Here is a 15,972-nt window from a genome sequence, read left to right as displayed (position 1 = left end):
ACTGAGGTTTTGACATGGATACCTATTTTTTAGACTGGGCCAACCTGCTGCTGCGTTGGGTGCACATCATTACTGCCATCGCGTGGATTGGCTCTTCGTTTTATTTTGTCTTTTTAGACAACAACCTCATCAAACCCAACTCACCCGACTTGCTGGAAAAAGGTGTGGATGGGGCCATGTGGGCCGTGCATGGCGGCGGTTTTTACAACCCGCAAAAGTACATGGTGGCGCCAAAGAAAATTCACACCAAGTTGCACTGGTTTTATTGGGAAAGCTATTCAACCTGGCTCACGGGCTTTGGCTTGTTCACTGTGCTGTACCTGTGGAACGCGGGCACGTTTTTGATTGACAAATCGCTGATGGACTGGTCGCCAGCCGCCGCCATCACGGCCGCACTGAGCTTCTTGGTGTTGTTTTGGTTGATTTATGACGTGGTGTGTCGCGTGTTTGGCTTTCGTCAACACGCAGAGCGTTGGGTGGCCCTGAGCATGATTGTGGTGGTGGCGTTTGCGTCTTGGTTGTCATGTCAGTTGTTTGCTGGCCGCGCTGCCTTTCTTTTGGTCGGGGCGATGATCGCCACGGCCATGAGTGCCAATGTGTTTTTTTGGATCATTCCTGGCCAACGCAAAGTGGTCGCGGCTATGACATCTGGCGTCGCGCTGGACCCCAAAGAACTGGCCACGCACGGCAAGCGCGGCAAGCAGCGTAGCGTGCACAACACCTACTTCACGCTGCCGGTCATCTTTGCGATGCTCAGCAACCACTACAGCTTCCTTTATACCCACAAAAACAACTGGATCATCTTGGTGATGATGATGCTGGCGGGTGCCTTGATTCGCCAATTCTTTGTACAGCGCCACGGCTATCACTTAGGCCGTGCCAAAAACCCGTTGCCATTTGCCATTGCGGGTGTGGTGGTGCTGCTGAGTGTGATTGTGTGGATGCGTCCTGCACCTTCTGCCGCAGTGGCCCCAAGCACAACACCTGTGACTTTTGCTGAAGTCAATGCCATCTTTGAGCAGCGCTGCAACAGCTGCCACGGCGCACAAGTGCAGATGAAGAACGTGCGCATGGACTCAGCCGAGGGCATCCAGCAACACGCTTTGGGCATTTACCAGCAGGTGGTGGTGACCCAACAAATGCCCATGAACAACGCCACGGGTATCACCGAGGCTGAACGTGCGGTGATCAAGCAGTGGTACGAGGCAGGCGCTGCGCTGAGATAATCAGCGCCTATGAAGTTTCGACTGATGCTGGCAATCGCCAGCACCTTGTTTTTTTCTACCGCTCAAGCCGGTGAAGTCACGGTGGCTGTAGCCGCTAACTTCATCGCGCCCATGCAAAAAATCGCTCAAGCATTTGAACAAGACACGGGCCACCGCGCCCAGTTGGCATTTGGTGCAACGGGCAAGTTCTATGCACAAATCAAAAATGGCGCACCGTTTGCCGTGCTGCTGGCCGCGGATGAAGCAACGCCCGAACGCTTAGAAAAAGAAGGTTTGACTGTCCGTGGCACACGCTTCACCTACGCCACAGGGCGCTTGGCGTTGTGGAGCAAAAACGCCAACTTGGTGGATGACAAAGGTGATGTGCTGCGTGGCAGCGGCTTCAACAAGCTGGCCATTGCCGACCCCAAACTCGCCCCCTACGGTGCCGCGGCGATGCAAGTGATCCAGCACTTAGGTGTGCAAGCCAAGGTCATACCCAAGCTGGTGCAAGGTGAAAGCATTGGCCAAACTTACCAGTTCGTCAGCACAGAAAATGCGCAGCTCGGTTTTGTGGCCTTGTCCCAAATTTCGCTGGATGGCCGCATCACTCAAGGCTCGGCCTGGGTGGTGCCGCCCAGCATGCACACGCCTTTGAAGCAAGATGCGGTGTTACTCAATGCGGGCAAAGACAACCCAGCCGCCATCGCGCTGCTGAAATACCTGCAAGGCGACAAGGCCACCACCTTGATGCGGCAATACGGTTATGCCCTGTAGAGTGTGACCATGAATTTAAGCGCTGAAGATTTCCAAGCCATCTCGCTGACGCTGCAACTCGCCAGCATCACCACCGTGTTGCTGCTGTTGCTTGCCACGCCCGTGGCGTGGTGGTTGGCGCACACACACTCGGTTTGGCGTGCGCCTGTGGCGTCGCTTGTTGCACTGCCTTTGGTGTTGCCGCCCACGGTGTTGGGTTTTTATTTGCTCATTGCCTTGGGGCCCCATGGTCCAATTGGTCAGCTCACGCAGTGGGCGGGTGGGGCTAGCTTGGCCTTTAGCTTTTGGGGCTTGGTGTTGGGCTCAATCGTGTACTCGTTGCCATTTGCCGTACAGCCCTTGGTCAATGCGTTTGAAGCGATGGGGCCGCGCCCCATGGAAGTGGCCGCCACCTTGCGTGCCAGTCCATGGGATGCTTTCTTCACTGTGGCGCTGCCCTTGGCCAAGCCCGGCTTTGTCATGGCTGCCATGCTGAGTTTTGCCCATACCGTGGGCGAATTTGGCGTGGTGTTGATGATTGGCGGCAATATTCCCGACCAAACGCGCGTGGTATCCACTCAAATTTACGGCCATGTGGAGGCCATGCAATACAGCCAAGCACATGGCTTGGCGGGTGTGATGTTGGCGTTCTCGTTTTTGGTGTTGTTGGGGCTGTCGTGGTTCAACCGTCGCACCAAGCGTGGTGCAAAAGCAAGCGCATGACCATCCATTTGCAGCTAGAACTTGCCCGTGCCGACTTTGATTTGTCGGTGGATGTGCAGTTGCCAGCGCATGGCATCACCGTTATTTATGGCCCCTCGGGTTGCGGCAAAACCACCTTGCTGCGCTGCGTGGCGGGTCTAGAGCCGTCAGCGCAGGGTGTGGTTCAGCTAGGCCACGAGGTGTGGCAAGACGATCAACATCAGGTGCGTCTGCCCACCCACCAACGCGCCTTGGGCTTTGTGTTTCAAGAGGCATCTTTGTTGGCACACCTCAATGTGGCGGGCAACTTGGCCTATGGCTTGCAACGAAGCCATCACCCTATCAGCCGCACCGTGCTCAAGCAAGCCACCGCGTTGCTGGGTATTGAGCACTTGCTCAAGCGCCGCAGCCACGAGCTGTCGGGGGGCGAGCGCCAACGCGTGGCCATTGCCCGTGCCTTGGTCACGCAGCCACGCTTGTTGTTGCTGGACGAACCCTTGGCCGCGTTGGACCATGCCCGTCGGCAAGAAGTGTTGCCGTGGCTCGAAAAACTGCGTGATGACTTGAACATTCCCATGCTCTACGTGACCCATGCCGTTGACGAAGTGGCGCGCTTGGCCGACACGCTGATGGTGATGAATGCAGGTCGGATTCAAGCCAACGGTCCTGTGGCCCAAGTGCTGACCCAAGCCAATTTGCCCGTGGTGTTGGGTGAAGATGCTGGGGCATTGCTCACGGGCAAGGTGCTGAGCATCGATGCCCCATGGCATTTGGCTCTCGTGGGCTTTGCCGGTGGCGCGCTCTGGGTGCGCGACAGCGGCTTAGCGCTCGGTCAAACCGTGCGCCTGCGCGTGCTGGCTCGCGACGTCAGCGTGACGCTGAGCGAAGCCACACACACCAGCATTCAAAACCACGTGCCCTGCGTGGTGGAACACATCAGCCCCGAGGCCCACCCCTCACAAACCTTGCTGCGCTTGCGTTGTGGCGAAACTTTGCTGTTGGCACGACTGACTGCGCGCGGGACGCATGCGCTGGGGCTTCAGGTGGGCATGCCCGTATGGGCGCAGGTCAAGTCGGTGGCGCTGGTGAAATAAGGCTTGTCACTTTGGTGATGCGTGTGATCTTAGGCCTTGTGCGATAGTGTTTCAGCCCCACTTCAGCCAACAGAGGGCGATCACACAAGGAGACATCATGCGTTCATTTTTTGCACAATGGCGACAGACATGCGCCGCAGCCCTGCTGGGACTTTTCGCCCTGGCGCTTCATCCACTCGCCATGGCTCAGGCCTATCCCAACAAACCCATCAAGATGATCGTGCCCTTTGCAGCAGGAGGCACCACCGACATCGTGGCCCGTCTGGTGGCCCAGCGCATGAGCGAGTCCATGGGGCAGCCCGTCACAGTTGACAACCGCGGCGGAGCGGGTGGCGCGATTGGTGCAGACCTGATGGCCAAATCGGCCCCCGATGGCTACACCATCATGATGCACAACCTGTCGTTCCCACTGGCCTCTGTGGCGCAAACGCTGGCCAACCGCTCGCCGTTTAACGTCGATACCGACTTTGCGGGTGTGTCCATTGCGGTGTATGTGCCCTTTGTATGGACCGCCAGCCCCAGCGTGCCTGCCAAAGACCTCAAAGAGTTGGCTGCGCTGTTGCGCGCCAACCCCTCGTTGCAATACAACTACGGCTCCACCGGCCCAGGCTCCACCATGCATGTGCTGGGCGAGGCGTTTAAAAAAGAAGCCAAGGTTGACATCGCACACATCCCATTCAAAGGCGCTGCACCGCTCAAGCAAGAAATGCTGGCGGGCCGACTGCAAGTCGGCGGCGATCAGTTGTCATCCTCTTTGGCCGAAATCAAAGCGGGCACCTTGAAGGCCTTGGCCACCACCGCTTCTAAGCGCATCCCTGGTCTGCCCGATGTGCCAACGGTCAAGGAATTGGGTTATCCAAATTTGGAGCTCGAAGGCTGGAACGGCGTGTTTGCCCCTGCCAAAACACCCAAGGACATCATTGACCGCTTGAACAAAGAAGTCATTGCTGCGGTGCGTCACCCCGATGTGGTCAAACGCCTGAACGACTTAGGCGCGGAAGGCGTGGGCTCAACCCCTGCCGAGCAAGACGCGATGTTGCGTCGTCAGATGGATCAATTCCGCGCCATCATTCGAGAAATGCGCCTCGAATAACGAGGCCTACAGGGCGCTGTCAGTGCCAGCGGCCGTCAGCTGACGCAGGCAGCCGCTGGGCACCGCTGGCCACCACTGGCCAACATTAAGCGCGGTTGCCTTGCGACAACCACCACACCAAAAGTTCAGTGCAATCTCGGTCGTCCAGCCCGCTGTGCGCCGCTGACTCAAACTGCTGCAACGCCAGGGCGGTGAGGGGCAACTGCTTGTGCGTGGCATGGCCTTGGTCGAGCATGGCTTGCATGTCTTTGCGCATCGTTGACACATTGACCGTGACCTGATCGCTTTTGTGTTGGCTCAGCGTTTGGGCAATCATGCTGCCGCGCACCTTCAACATATTCGGTCCACCCGAGGTGTCCGAAAAAATATCAATCACCCGCTTGGGGTCTAGGCCCAAGGGTTCAACCAAAGACAGGGCCTCGCCCAAGGTTTGCCAATACACCATCAACGGCAAATTGATAGCCAGCTTCATCGTGGCGCCTGCACCATGCGGGCCCACATGCTCCACACGGCGACACATCACATCCAGCAAAGCTTTGACTTGGAGCAAGTCTTGCGCATCACCCCCCACAAAGCCCAGCAACTTGCCCTCTTTGGCCGGGCCCACGCTGCCGCCTACGGGACACTCTAAAAAGCGAGCCTTCACCGCTTGTGCGCGCTGAGCCAACTCTTGCGGTTTGGCAGGTCGAACGGTGCTCATGTCGATGAACATCTTGCTCTCTACATGGCCCGCCAGCAAGCCTGAAGCAGAGCCATACACCTCATCAATCGCGGCCTCGTTGGTCAACAAGGTGATGACCACATCCACCGACTCGGCCAATGCTTTGGGCGAGTCCGCCCATGTCGCGCCTGCATCCAGCAGAGGTTGAGCGCGCGCTGCACTGCGGTTCCACACGATGAGGGAATGCCCCGTCGACAACAGTCGAGCGCCAACAGCTGCGCCCATCTTGCCAATGCCTGCGATACCAATTTGCATGTTTGTCTCCTGTTATGAAAATAGATACATCAGATTTTGCGTGAACTCAACCACACGTGCTGTCACCTCCATTCACACCTGGGCGTTAGGCAAGAAAAATTACCTTAGCATTCCTTTCCTGACAACTTTGAATGTTTGAGGAATAAAAAATGAAGATCGTAGAAATCCGAGAAGTCACCCTGCCAATCAGCTCACCGATTCGCAATGCCTACATCGACTTCAGCAAAATGACGTTGAGCCTGGTTGCAGTCATCACCGATGTGGTGCGCGATGGCAAGCCTGTGGTGGGCTATGGCTTTAACTCCAACGGTCGCTACGGGCAAGGCATGTTGATGCGTGAGCGATTCATTCCGCGCATTCTGCAAGCCCAAGCCGACACCTTGCTGGACGACTCGGGGCATAACTTTGATGCCCACAAAATTTGGACCACGATGTTCACCAACGAAAAGCCCGGTGGCCACGGCGAACGCTCTGTGGCCATGGGCACCATCGACATGGCGGTGTGGGATGCGGTGGCCAAGATTGAGGGCAAACCGCTGTTTCAGTTGCTGGCCGATCGCTATGGCAATGGTCAAGCCAATCGCCGCGTGTTTGTGTATGCAGCAGGGGGTTATTACTACCCCGGTCAAGACCACGAAAAGCTCAAAGACGAAATGCGCAGCTACATCGACCGTGGCTATTCGGTGGTCAAGCAAAAAATTGGGGGCGATTCCTTGGACGAAGACTTGCGCCGCATCGACTCGGTCTTGAGCGTGCTGCAAGACGGCCAAAAGCTGTGTGTGGATGCCAACGGGCGCTTTGACCGTGACACCGCCGTGGCCTATGCCAAAGCCTTGTCGCACTACGATTTGTTTTGGTACGAAGAGGCGGGTGACCCGCTTGACTATGAGCTGCAACAAACCCTGCGCGGCTACTACAAAAACCCCATGGCGACCGGTGAAAACTTGTTCTCCATGCAAGATGCCCGCAACCTGATTCGCTATGGCGGCATGCGCCCCGACCGCGATTGGTTGCAGTTTGACTGCGCGCTGAGCTACGGATTGGTGGAGTACCTGCGCACATTAGACATGCTCAAAGAGCACGGTTGGTCAGCCAGTCGCTGCATCCCGCACGGCGGACACCAAATGTCTTTGAACATTGCGGCGGGCTTGGGGTTGGGCGGCAATGAAAGTTATCCCGATTTGTTCCAACCCTTCGGCGGTTTCCCAGATGGCGTGAAAGTGGAGAACAGTTTCATCACCATGCCAGACCTGCCGGGCATTGGCTTTGAAGGCAAGTCTGATTTGTTCAAGGTGATGCAGGATTTGTCTAAATAAAAAATGCGCCTGTACCGCGCAGGCGGTTCACTGGCCGAAGTGTGACCAAGGCTTCAATGGCCACTTTGGGTGAGGCTTGCACGCCTTCGATACTGCCCATCGCCATGGTTGCTGTGAACGATTCATGAGGTTTGTAAAGCTTTTCACAGTTCACTATCAGATTATTTTGTTGCTTGCAGGGGGCGACAAATCAACGCAGCAGCGAGACATCGTTCGCGCTCAACAATGGGTCAAGGAGCAAATGCATGGGTAAGACAACAGAATTCGACGCAGCCAGCTACCTCGATAGCGAGGAAATGATTGCCGAGTTTTTGAACCAAGCGCTGGCTAGCGGCGATGCCGATTTATTGCTTAGCGCGATTGGCGATGTGGCGAAAGCGAGAGGCATGGCGCAGATTGCGCGTGATACGGGCTTGGGGCGTGAAAGCCTTTACAAAGCTTTTGCCGTTGGGGCTAAGCCACGGTTTGATACGGTATTGAAGGTGTTAAGGGAATTAGGCGTTGAAATGCACGCCTATCCGCAGGCTCATTAGTCTTTACTTCGCCCCCAAGGCCAGCTGCATCGCCAGCTGGTTGTGCCGCTCGATCAGCGGCCCCATGTCCACCGTGGTGATCTCGCCCTGGCGCACCACCACGCGTCCATTCACGATCGTGTAGTCGGCCTTGTCGCTGGCGCACAACAAGAGCGCGCCCACCGGGTCGTGCACCGCGCCGCCGGCCATGCCCAGGGTGTCGGTGCGAAACATTGCGATGTCGGCGCAAAAGCCAATTTGGATTTGCCCCAGCTCGTGCGCGCGTCCCAGCACTTCGGCGCCGCCACGGGTGGCCAGGCGCAGGGCGTCGCGCGGGGTCATCTCGGATGGACCGTGGTCACAGCCAAATGTTGTACGCCCGTCTTCGACGCGCGGTGGCTCCATCGCTCGCCTGACCCGCGCCAGCAGCATGGCTTGGCGGGCTTCGTTGAGCATGTGTGCCGCGTCGTTGCTGGCGCTGCCGTCTACGCCCAAACCAATCGGCACGCCGGCGTCCAGCATTTTGCGCAGGGGCAAGATGCCGCTGGCCAATCGCATATTGCTGCAGGGGCAGTGGGCAATGCCGGTGCGGGTGCGGGCAAACAGGTAGGTGCCTTCTTCGTCGAGCTTCACGCCGTGGGCGTGCCACACGTCGTGGCCCACCCAGCCGAGGTCCTCGGCGTATTGCGCGGGGGTGCAGTTGAACTTCTCGCGGGTGTAGGCCACGTCGTGGTCGTTCTCTGCCAAGTGCGTGTGCAATCGCACGCCGTGGGCGCGGGCCAATTTGGCAGATTCGCGCATCAGGTCTTGGCTCACGCTAAAGGGCGAGCAGGGCGCCACGGCCACATGCGTCATCGACCCAAAGCTCGCGTCGTGCCAAGTCTCGATCAGGCGTTGGGTTTCTTTCAAGATGGCGGGCTCTTTTTCGACCACGCGGTCGGGCGGCAGACCGCCTTGGCTCTCGCCCACGCTCATGCTGCCGCGTGTGGCGGTGAAGCGCATGCCGATGGTGTGCGCGGCTTCGATGCTGTCGTCCAGCCGCACGCCATTGGGGTAGATGTAGAGGTGGTCGCTGCTGGTGGTACAGCCGCTTTGCAGCAGTTCGGCCATGGCCACTTGCGATGAGACGCGCACCATCTCGGGCGTGAGGCCCACCCAGATCGGGTACAGGCCTTGCAACCAACTGAACAGCTCGGCGTTTTGCACGCCCGGGATCGCCCGGGTGAGCGACTGATACATATGGTGGTGTGTGTTGATCAGGCCGGGCACCACCACATGGTGGCGGGCGTCGATCACCTCATCCACTTGCTGGAGCAGTTCGTCGGTGTTGTCGGTGGCCGGGATGATGCGCTCGATGCGGCCGTCGCGGATCAAGAGCGAGGCGCCTTGGAGTTCGGTCTGGGCATCGTCTTGGGTGGCGATGCAGCGGGCGCGGTGGATCAGCAAGGTGGTCATGGACTTGTCCTGATTAGCAATGAAACAAGTCGTGGCCGAGTCCCCTTGGATTGGGCGAGCACCACGTTGCCGCGCATCCCGGGCTTTTGCAGTGATTTAGATTTTAAGCAGACGCTTGGCCTGAGCCACCATCGCTTCGGGCGTGATGTTGAAAAGTTTATACAGCTCATCGGCAGGACCAGAGGCCCCAAATCCTGTCATACCTACAAAGCCACCGTCGATGCCAAGGTAGGCATCCCAGCCCTGGCGAACGGCCGCCTCGATGCCCACGCGCACGTTTGTGCCCAACACGCTTTGCCGATAAGCCGCATCTTGTGCGTTGAACAATTCCCAGCAAGGCATGGACACCACAGCCGCACCAACACCTACAGCTTCGAGTTGTTCACGGGCTTGCACCGCCAGCAACACTTCTGAGCCAGTGGCCAATAGCGTGACTTGGCGAGGACCGCAGTCGGCTTCGTGCAACACGTAAGCACCGCGACGCGCGAGGTTGTCTGAGGTGTGTGTGTGACGAACCAAGGGCAAAGACTGGCGTGCAAACACCATGCTGACGGGACCGTCTTGGTGAGCCAATGCCAGCTCCCAACACTCTGCCGCCTCCACCGCATCAGCTGGTCGCATGACCCACATATTGGGCATGGCACGTAATGAGGCCATGATTTCGACGGGTTGGTGCGTGGGACCATTGCGGCCAATGCCAATCGAGTCGTGGCTGAATACAAACTTCACGGGTAATCCCATGAGTGCAGCCATGCGCATGGCGGGTCTTTGGTAGTCGGCAAATGCGAGATAAGTGACTGTCAGCGCAATCACGCCACCATGAGCGGCCATGCCATTGGCCATCGAACCCATCACATGTTCACGTACACCGCAGTGCACATAAGCGCCTAAACGGTCTTGCGCATTGAACGCAGTCAGGCCGCGCTTGTGACTGGTGGGGGCTTCTAGGTCGGCGCAAGCCACCATGCGTTCGGGCAGTAGGGGGGTGAGCAGGTCGTTGATTTCGGCTGAGATAAAGATGCCGCTCGGTCCAGGTGGCGTGAGTAGGGCTTTGTGTTTGTAGTCCATTAGCACCTGTTTCCAGTGCGCAGGTAGCTCACCGCGCATCACGCGTTCAAACTCAGCGCGTTGCGCGACCGGCAGGGCCGCAACGCAGGCTTGCCACGCTTGGTATTGCGCTGCACTGCGTTGGCCCGCGGTGTGCCAAGCTTGTTGCACATCGGCTGGAATATGAAAGGGGCCATGCCTCCAACCTAGCAGTTCGCGTGCGGCTTGGGCGTCTTCTTCAAACAAGCGTGCACTGTGGCCGCCGCGTTGGCCTTGCAACCGCGCAATACCTTTGGCAATCACGGTGCGACATGCCAGCATCGAGGGGCGCGGGTCAAGCCTTGCAGCATCGAGTGCGGCACTGACGGCTTCCATGTCGTGGCCGTCGAGTTCAATCACATGCCAACCCGCCACACGAAAACGCTCGGCCACGTTTTCGGTGATGGAGAGCTCAGTGCTGCCGTCATCAGTGATTTGGTTGTCGTCCCACAACAGCACGAGCTTGCCCAATTGCAGATGGCCGGCCAGCGATATCATTTCTTGACCTACGCCTTCTTGCAGGCAACCGTCGCCCACAAAGGCGTAGGTGAAGTGGTTGACAACATCGCTGCCAAATCGAGCATTCAAAAAGGCCTCGGCCACGGCCATGCCAAAAGCATTAGCGATGCCTTGGCCCAACGGGCCTGTCGTCACTTCAATGCCATTGTGAGCATCGTGTGCTCGCTCGGGATGGCCTTCACATACCGAACCCAACACGCGAAAACGTTTGATTTCATCCAACGTAAATGCGGGGTAGCCCGTCAGATGCAACAGTGAATACAGCAGCATGGAGCCGTGTCCGTTTGACAGCACCACGCGGTCACGGTCAAACCAGCCCGCGTCCTGCGGGTTGTATTTCAGGTGGCGGGTGTAGAGCGCAGTGGCAATTTCGGCCATACCCAGTGGCACGCCTTGGTGGCCTTCTTGGGCTTTGACGATGGCGTCAATCGAGAGAAAACGGATGGCGTGAGCCATTTCTTGTTGCGGATGTGCATTCATGTTGTGTATTTTTGGCATGCCAATACATGAATGCAAGCGATGAATATTCAGCTTCAGATGAACCTAATTCAAGCCTCGCGGGAAATGGGTGGGGAGGATTCTTCTCTAAGCCATTCCAAGAAGCACTTAACTTCTGGGCGAGACGTGTGACGAGCGGGGTAGACCATGAAGTGCGCTTGCACCTCCAAGCTGAGTTTGTCGCCAAAGATGGGTTGCAGCTTGCCCGAGTCAATCAATGCTTGGCCCACGCTAGTGCTTTCGAGCGCAACGCCCAGTTTTTGGACGGCGGCGTCTAGGCTCATCATGGCGCGGTCAAAGCGCAGCCCCATACGTTCGGGACGTTCACTGGCGTAAAAGCGTGCAAACCAGTCGGGCCACTGCACCAAGTTAACGCTGGACTGGATCAAGGGCACGCGCATCAAATCCTCGGGTCCGTGCAGCGCATGGGTGCGGATGAACTCAGGGTTGGCCAGCGGCATGATGCGTTCGGTGAAGATCGACTCCACCTCGAGGTTGGGCCAGTTCGGCATCCCGTAGCGAATGTCAACATCCATTTGTCCGAGCTGAAAGTCCGAGTGAACATGGGACGCCGACAACACCAACGAGATGTTGGGGTGCAGTTCTGTGAAGCGGGCGATGCGTGGCATCAACCAAAGGCAGGCAAAGCTGGGGCTGCTGTGCACGTACAACGTGTCTTGTACGCCATGGCGCAAGTCTTCGGTGGCTGTGTTGATAGCGCCTAACGCGCTGGCCACACGTTGCAGGTATTGCTGACCTGCTGGGGTCATTTCTACTCCACGCGCGGAACGTTCGAACAAGCGCACATGCAAGAGTCCTTCGAGTTTGGCCACTTGGTGACTCACCGCCGAGGGTGTGAGATGCAACTCTTCGGCAGCCAGTGCAAAGCTCTTGCGCCGCGCAATGGTTTCAAAAGCTTGCAAAGCAGCAAGAGGAGGGATCATGGCGTGAAAATTGTTCAATTGTTGCGCTGCAACATGAATGAAATTAAATTGTTGCTGAGTTTATATCGTTTGTGTTCAAGCACAACTCCGCCAAACAATCACGCCACTGGATCAACAACATGCAATCAAAAAAGGAGAAAAGCATGCTTCTCAAGGACAAAGTGGCCGTCATCACGGGCGGTGCAGGTTTAAATGGTTTGGGCTTTGCCACTGCACGCATGATGTCCGAGCAGGGCGCGAAGGTGGTCATCCTCGATTTGGAGGTGACCCACCCACAAGCAGCGGCTGCACAACTCGGAGCCGAGCATTTGGGTCTGGTCGCTGACGTGACTATCAAAGCGTCTTGCGAAGCTGCCGTGGCTCAGATCAAAGCCAAGCTTGGCCGCATTGACGTGTTGGTCAACAACGCGGGCATCACACAGCCTGTGAAGTTCTTGGACATCACAGGTGCGGACTACGACCGCATCTTGGATGTGAGCTTGCGCGGCACGCTCTACGCCTCGCAAGCGGTTTTGCCTTTGATGATCTCGCAAAACAGTGGCTCTATTGTGTGTATTTCATCTGTGTCTGCGCAGCGCGGCGGCGGTATTTTGGGAGGTCCTCACTATTCCGCAGCCAAGGCGGGTGTGCTAGGTCTAGCCCGTGCCATGGCGCGCGAATATGGTGGCAACAACATCCGCGTTAACTGCGTGACGCCAGGGCTGATTGCCACTGACATCAACAAAGGCAAGATTCCTGAAGACAAACGACAAGCCATTTTGGATGGCATACCTCTTGGCCATATCGGTGAACCAAACGATGTGGCGGGTTGCGTGGTGTTCCTGGCCAGCAGCCTTTCCAAATACTGCACGGGTGTCACGTTGGACGTGAACGGCGGTATGTTGATCCATTGATCAGATTTTTATCCAGTGCTATCCCGGGCAAACCGCCCCTTTATTAAACCCAAGGAGACATGTATGACAAGTTTTAACACCTTACGTCGCACGTTGCTGGCAACTGCCGTGCTTGCAGCGACGGCACTCGCGCAAGCACAAACCGTCAAATTGACGCTGGGCCATGGTGCAGCACCAGGTAATCCACGTCACGAGGCAGCGCTGAAGATGGCGGAAGTGGCGAAGGCAAAATCTGGGGGGCGAATTGAAATCCAAGTTTCGCCTTCTGCGCAACTGGGTGATGACGCTGCCATGGTGACAGCTTTGCGAACGGGTGCCTTAGACATCAGCGCAAACTCGCAAGGTGCTGTGGCGACGACAGTGCCTGAGTACGCTGCTTTTGGCATGCCGTTTCTCTTCACTGATTTAGCTCAAGTTTGGAAAATGCTAGACGGCCCACTGGGTAAAGAGCTTTCCGACAAGTCTGCTGAAAAAGGCTTGGTGGTGTTGGGTTACTGGGATAACGGTATTCGTCACATGAGCAACAGCAAGCGTGCGTTGAGCAAACCCGATGACCTCAAGGGTCTGAAAATGCGGACACCGCCAGATGCCGTGACGGTGGACATCATGCAAGCACTAGGCGCTGAAGCGCAGCAGATCAAATTTGCAGAGTTGTATGTTGCCTTACAACAAGGCGTTGTTGATGGTCAAGAAAACCCCTTGATGAACATTCACGCTAGCAAGTTGTATGAGGTCAACAAGTTCATTTCCTTGACAGGCCATAAGTACGAAATGACCCCCTTGTTGATGAGCAAACGCACCTGGGATCGCATGAGCGATGCAGACAAGAAGGTGTTGCAAGAAGCGGCCGCAGAAGCCACACAACTTCAGCGCAAGCTGTCTAAGGAAAGTGATGACAAGTTGGTCGCTGAACTCAAGGCCAAGGGCGTACAGATCAACACCGTCGACAAAGCTGCTTTTGCCAAGGCGACTGGCAATGTGGATGACAAATGGTTGGCATCACCCATTGGACCGTTCCTGAAAAAAGTGATCGCAGCCGCGCGCTGATCCTAAAGGCGTTGAGCCTTTCTTTGTCCTAGCCCCGCACGCCCATGCGTGCGGGTTGGAGAACCTCATGAATTTAATTGAACGGGCCATCTCGCTCTTGTGCCAGGTGTTGCTGTGGATAAGCACGGTGGTGATTTTTGCCATTTTGGCTAGCAACACCATCTTGCGTTATGCCACAGGCGCCAGTTTGCAATGGGCCAACGAAGTGCCTGAATTGCTGTTTCCTTGGCTCGTCATGTCGGGTGTAGTGATGGCAGCCCTGCATGGCGCGCACATCACCACGGGTTTTTTGATGGACAAGATGCCGGGCCATGCACGTCGGCTCTGGGGCGTCTTGGGGTGGGCCGTGGTCTGCGTCTTGTATGGCACTTTGACGCTGGCTACTTGGCGTATGTTGGACATCGTGCACGACGAAAAGTCCCCTATTTTGCAAATACCAGGTTCGATCACCTATGCATGCGTGATGGTGGGCATGGCGTTGCTAGCTGTGCTGGCAGTGATTTCAGCGTGGCGGGCTTGGATCGCAGATCCGAATGCGTCTATGTCGACTGAACCAGCACCGGTTCATTGGTGAGAAAGATAGAACCATGACTGCATTGATATTGCTTGTTTTCTTGGGCGCTGCAGTGATCGCCATTCCGATCGCGCATGCCTTGTTGCTAGCTGCCATGGCAGCTGCTGCAACTTCTGACCGAATACCACTGGATTTACTGGTGCAGCAAATGGTGGGGCAAGTGCAAAGTTTTCCTTTGATTGCTATTCCATTTTTTATGTTGACAGGCTCTCTCATGATGGGCGGCAAGCTGGGGGAGGCGCTGATTGGCGTGTTGTCCACCTTGATCGGACGCTTTCATGGTGGCCCTGGTCAGGTGGGGGTGTTGTCGTCAACCATTTTTGGAGGGGTCTCTGGCTCTGCTGTGGCTGATGCTTCGGCCATTGGGTCATTGTTGATTCCTTGGCAAAAGCGCTTGGGTTATCCGCCCGCTTTTTCTGCCGCTACCCTGGCCGCTGCAGCCACCATCGACATCTTGATTCCGCCTTCTATACCGATGATTTTGTTTGCCCTATCCAGCAATACATCGGTAGCTGCCTTGTTTGTGGCGGGCATCATGCCGGGGTTGCTCATGTGCGGTGGTTTCATGGTTGTGTGTTGGTGGGTTGGGCGTCGGCGTAACTTCCCGCGTGAAACCCGCAAATTCAACTGGGGCATCTTTGGACAACAGTTGTTGTACGCCGCCCCTGCACTTGTTTTGCCAGTATTGATTGTGATTTTTTTGCGCTTTGGTATTGCCACGCCTACCGAGGTGAGTGTGTTGTCAACGCTTTATGCCGGCGTGGTTTCTGTCGTGGTTTACCGTGATTTGGGCTGGAAGCGTTTGCACAAGGCTGTTATGGAAGCTGGCTTGTCAACAGGCGTGGTGCTGTTGGTCATCATGGCCTCGTCTGCCATCGGTTGGTTGCTCACATTTGATCGCATGCCGGATGGTGTGGTGGGTTGGGTCCAGACCCATTTATCCAGTGCTTGGGCCGTTATTTTGATGATGAACCTGCTGATGTTGGTGTGTGGCATGTTCATTGACCTACCTGCTGCCGTGTTGTTATTGACGCCCGTGTTTGTGCCCCTTGCTAATTCGATCGGCATGGATCTGACGCAGCTGGGCATCATGATGACCGTGAACTTGGCCATCGGCTTGTACACACCTCCCGTAGGCACCACTTTGTTTATCACCAGTTCTTTGGCAAAGGTCAAAGTGGGTGAGACCGTACGCGAGCTCGGACCTTTTTATTTTGTTGCTTTCTGTGTGTTGTTGCTGGTGTCTTATGTGCCTGAAGCCATCTTCAAATAGACGATTTTTGATTCAACGTCGATTGCATA

The 15,972-nt window shown here is 56.5% G+C and carries 15 protein-coding genes; 11 read left to right on the top strand and 4 right to left on the bottom strand.

Going from position 1 to position 15,972, the window contains the following annotated elements; all coding sequences use genetic code 11:
* Positions 1–14 precede the first annotated feature (14 nt).
* The 5 genes from V7Q41_RS00580 (at position 15) to V7Q41_RS00560 (ending at position 4,850) form a co-directional block, all read left to right on the top strand.
* Positions 15–1,226 (top strand): urate hydroxylase PuuD, encoded by a 1,212-nt coding sequence (locus tag V7Q41_RS00580; RefSeq protein WP_333841416.1) that lies wholly within the window; start codon positions 15–17, stop codon positions 1,224–1,226.
* 9 nt (positions 1,227–1,235) lie between these two features.
* Entirely contained in the window at positions 1,236–1,982 is a 747-nt protein-coding gene (gene modA, locus V7Q41_RS00575) for a molybdate ABC transporter substrate-binding protein (RefSeq protein ID WP_333841414.1), read from the top strand.
* Positions 1,983–1,991: 9 nt separating this feature from the next.
* The gene (modB, locus tag V7Q41_RS00570; RefSeq protein WP_333841411.1) at positions 1,992–2,684 is read left to right on the top strand and encodes a molybdate ABC transporter permease subunit; all 693 of its coding nucleotides are present in this window, start codon (positions 1,992–1,994) and stop codon (positions 2,682–2,684) included.
* Positions 2,681–3,757 (top strand): molybdenum ABC transporter ATP-binding protein, encoded by a 1,077-nt coding sequence (gene modC / locus V7Q41_RS00565; RefSeq protein WP_333841409.1) that lies wholly within the window; start codon positions 2,681–2,683, stop codon positions 3,755–3,757. The genes modB and modC overlap by 4 nt, the downstream gene beginning before the upstream one ends.
* Positions 3,758–3,854: 97 nt before the next feature.
* Positions 3,855–4,850, top strand: coding sequence for a Bug family tripartite tricarboxylate transporter substrate binding protein (locus V7Q41_RS00560; protein ID WP_333841407.1), 996 nt, complete (start codon positions 3,855–3,857; stop codon positions 4,848–4,850).
* 85 nt (positions 4,851–4,935) lie between these two features.
* Here the strand turns inward: V7Q41_RS00560 and V7Q41_RS00555 are convergent, their stop codons facing one another.
* Positions 4,936–5,826: an NAD(P)-dependent oxidoreductase gene (locus tag V7Q41_RS00555; protein ID WP_333841404.1), complete on the bottom strand. Its 891-nt coding sequence runs from the start codon at positions 5,824–5,826 to the stop codon at positions 4,936–4,938.
* Between the two features lie 149 nt (positions 5,827–5,975).
* On the opposite strand from V7Q41_RS00555, the gene V7Q41_RS00550 reads away from it, so the two are divergent.
* Entirely contained in the window at positions 5,976–7,142 is a 1,167-nt protein-coding gene (locus tag V7Q41_RS00550; RefSeq protein ID WP_333841402.1) for a mandelate racemase/muconate lactonizing enzyme family protein, read from the top strand.
* A gap of 245 nt (positions 7,143–7,387) precedes the next feature.
* Positions 7,388–7,675 (top strand): addiction module antidote protein, encoded by a 288-nt coding sequence (locus V7Q41_RS00545; RefSeq protein ID WP_333841400.1) that lies wholly within the window; start codon positions 7,388–7,390, stop codon positions 7,673–7,675.
* Positions 7,676–7,678: 3 nt separating this feature from the next.
* On the opposite strand, the gene V7Q41_RS00540 is transcribed toward V7Q41_RS00545, so the two are convergent.
* The 3 genes from V7Q41_RS00540 to V7Q41_RS00530 form a co-directional block, all read right to left on the bottom strand.
* Positions 7,679–9,109, bottom strand: a complete 1,431-nt coding sequence (locus tag V7Q41_RS00540; protein ID WP_333841398.1) for an 8-oxoguanine deaminase — start codon at positions 9,107–9,109, stop codon at positions 7,679–7,681.
* Between the two features lie 96 nt (positions 9,110–9,205).
* Complete coding sequence (gene tkt / locus V7Q41_RS00535) at positions 9,206–11,194, bottom strand: transketolase (protein WP_333841396.1); 1,989 nt, start codon at positions 11,192–11,194, stop codon at positions 9,206–9,208.
* A 68-nt stretch (positions 11,195–11,262) separates the two neighbouring features.
* Positions 11,263–12,156, bottom strand: coding sequence for a LysR substrate-binding domain-containing protein (locus V7Q41_RS00530; protein ID WP_333841394.1), 894 nt, complete (start codon positions 12,154–12,156; stop codon positions 11,263–11,265).
* 143 nt (positions 12,157–12,299) lie between these two features.
* On the opposite strand from V7Q41_RS00530, the gene V7Q41_RS00525 reads away from it, so the two are divergent.
* The 4 genes from V7Q41_RS00525 (at position 12,300) to V7Q41_RS00510 (ending at position 15,943) form a co-directional block, all read left to right on the top strand.
* On the top strand, positions 12,300–13,049 hold the full coding sequence (locus V7Q41_RS00525) for an SDR family NAD(P)-dependent oxidoreductase (protein ID WP_333841392.1): 750 nt from the start codon (positions 12,300–12,302) through the stop codon (positions 13,047–13,049).
* Between the two features lie 63 nt (positions 13,050–13,112).
* Complete coding sequence (locus V7Q41_RS00520; protein WP_333841389.1) at positions 13,113–14,096, top strand: TRAP transporter substrate-binding protein; 984 nt, start codon at positions 13,113–13,115, stop codon at positions 14,094–14,096.
* A 67-nt stretch (positions 14,097–14,163) separates the two neighbouring features.
* A complete protein-coding gene (locus V7Q41_RS00515; protein ID WP_333841386.1) occupies positions 14,164–14,670 on the top strand; it encodes a TRAP transporter small permease in 507 nt (168 codons plus the stop codon).
* 13 nt (positions 14,671–14,683) lie between these two features.
* Positions 14,684–15,943, top strand: coding sequence for a TRAP transporter large permease (locus V7Q41_RS00510; protein ID WP_333841383.1), 1,260 nt, complete (start codon positions 14,684–14,686; stop codon positions 15,941–15,943).
* Positions 15,944–15,972: the final 29 nt, after the last annotated feature.

It is taken from the genome of Limnohabitans sp., assembly GCF_036804465.1.
Classification (GTDB): domain Bacteria; phylum Pseudomonadota; class Gammaproteobacteria; order Burkholderiales; family Burkholderiaceae_C; genus Limnohabitans.
The sequence above is the reverse complement of the archived record's forward strand: the minus strand, read 5'-3'. Positions and strand labels throughout refer to the sequence as shown.

What these genes read in the sequence shown, in the direction of transcription:
- V7Q41_RS00580 (WP_333841416.1), top strand. Translation starts at nt 15, where the DNA reads ATGGATACCTATTTTTTAGACTGGGCCAACCTGCTGCTGCGTTGGGTG.
- modA (WP_333841414.1), top strand. Translation starts at nt 1,236, where the DNA reads ATGAAGTTTCGACTGATGCTGGCAATCGCCAGCACCTTGTTTTTTTCT.
- modB (WP_333841411.1), top strand. Translation starts at nt 1,992, where the DNA reads ATGAATTTAAGCGCTGAAGATTTCCAAGCCATCTCGCTGACGCTGCAA.
- modC (WP_333841409.1), top strand. Translation starts at nt 2,681, where the DNA reads ATGACCATCCATTTGCAGCTAGAACTTGCCCGTGCCGACTTTGATTTG.
- V7Q41_RS00560 (WP_333841407.1), top strand. Translation starts at nt 3,855, where the DNA reads ATGCGTTCATTTTTTGCACAATGGCGACAGACATGCGCCGCAGCCCTG.
- V7Q41_RS00555 (WP_333841404.1), bottom strand. Translation starts at nt 5,826, where the DNA reads ATGCAAATTGGTATCGCAGGCATTGGCAAGATGGGCGCAGCTGTTGGC.
- V7Q41_RS00550 (WP_333841402.1), top strand. Translation starts at nt 5,976, where the DNA reads ATGAAGATCGTAGAAATCCGAGAAGTCACCCTGCCAATCAGCTCACCG.
- V7Q41_RS00545 (WP_333841400.1), top strand. Translation starts at nt 7,388, where the DNA reads ATGGGTAAGACAACAGAATTCGACGCAGCCAGCTACCTCGATAGCGAG.
- V7Q41_RS00540 (WP_333841398.1), bottom strand. Translation starts at nt 9,109, where the DNA reads ATGACCACCTTGCTGATCCACCGCGCCCGCTGCATCGCCACCCAAGAC.
- tkt (WP_333841396.1), bottom strand. Translation starts at nt 11,194, where the DNA reads ATGAATGCACATCCGCAACAAGAAATGGCTCACGCCATCCGTTTTCTC.
- V7Q41_RS00530 (WP_333841394.1), bottom strand. Translation starts at nt 12,156, where the DNA reads ATGATCCCTCCTCTTGCTGCTTTGCAAGCTTTTGAAACCATTGCGCGG.
- V7Q41_RS00525 (WP_333841392.1), top strand. Translation starts at nt 12,300, where the DNA reads ATGCTTCTCAAGGACAAAGTGGCCGTCATCACGGGCGGTGCAGGTTTA.
- V7Q41_RS00520 (WP_333841389.1), top strand. Translation starts at nt 13,113, where the DNA reads ATGACAAGTTTTAACACCTTACGTCGCACGTTGCTGGCAACTGCCGTG.
- V7Q41_RS00515 (WP_333841386.1), top strand. Translation starts at nt 14,164, where the DNA reads ATGAATTTAATTGAACGGGCCATCTCGCTCTTGTGCCAGGTGTTGCTG.
- V7Q41_RS00510 (WP_333841383.1), top strand. Translation starts at nt 14,684, where the DNA reads ATGACTGCATTGATATTGCTTGTTTTCTTGGGCGCTGCAGTGATCGCC.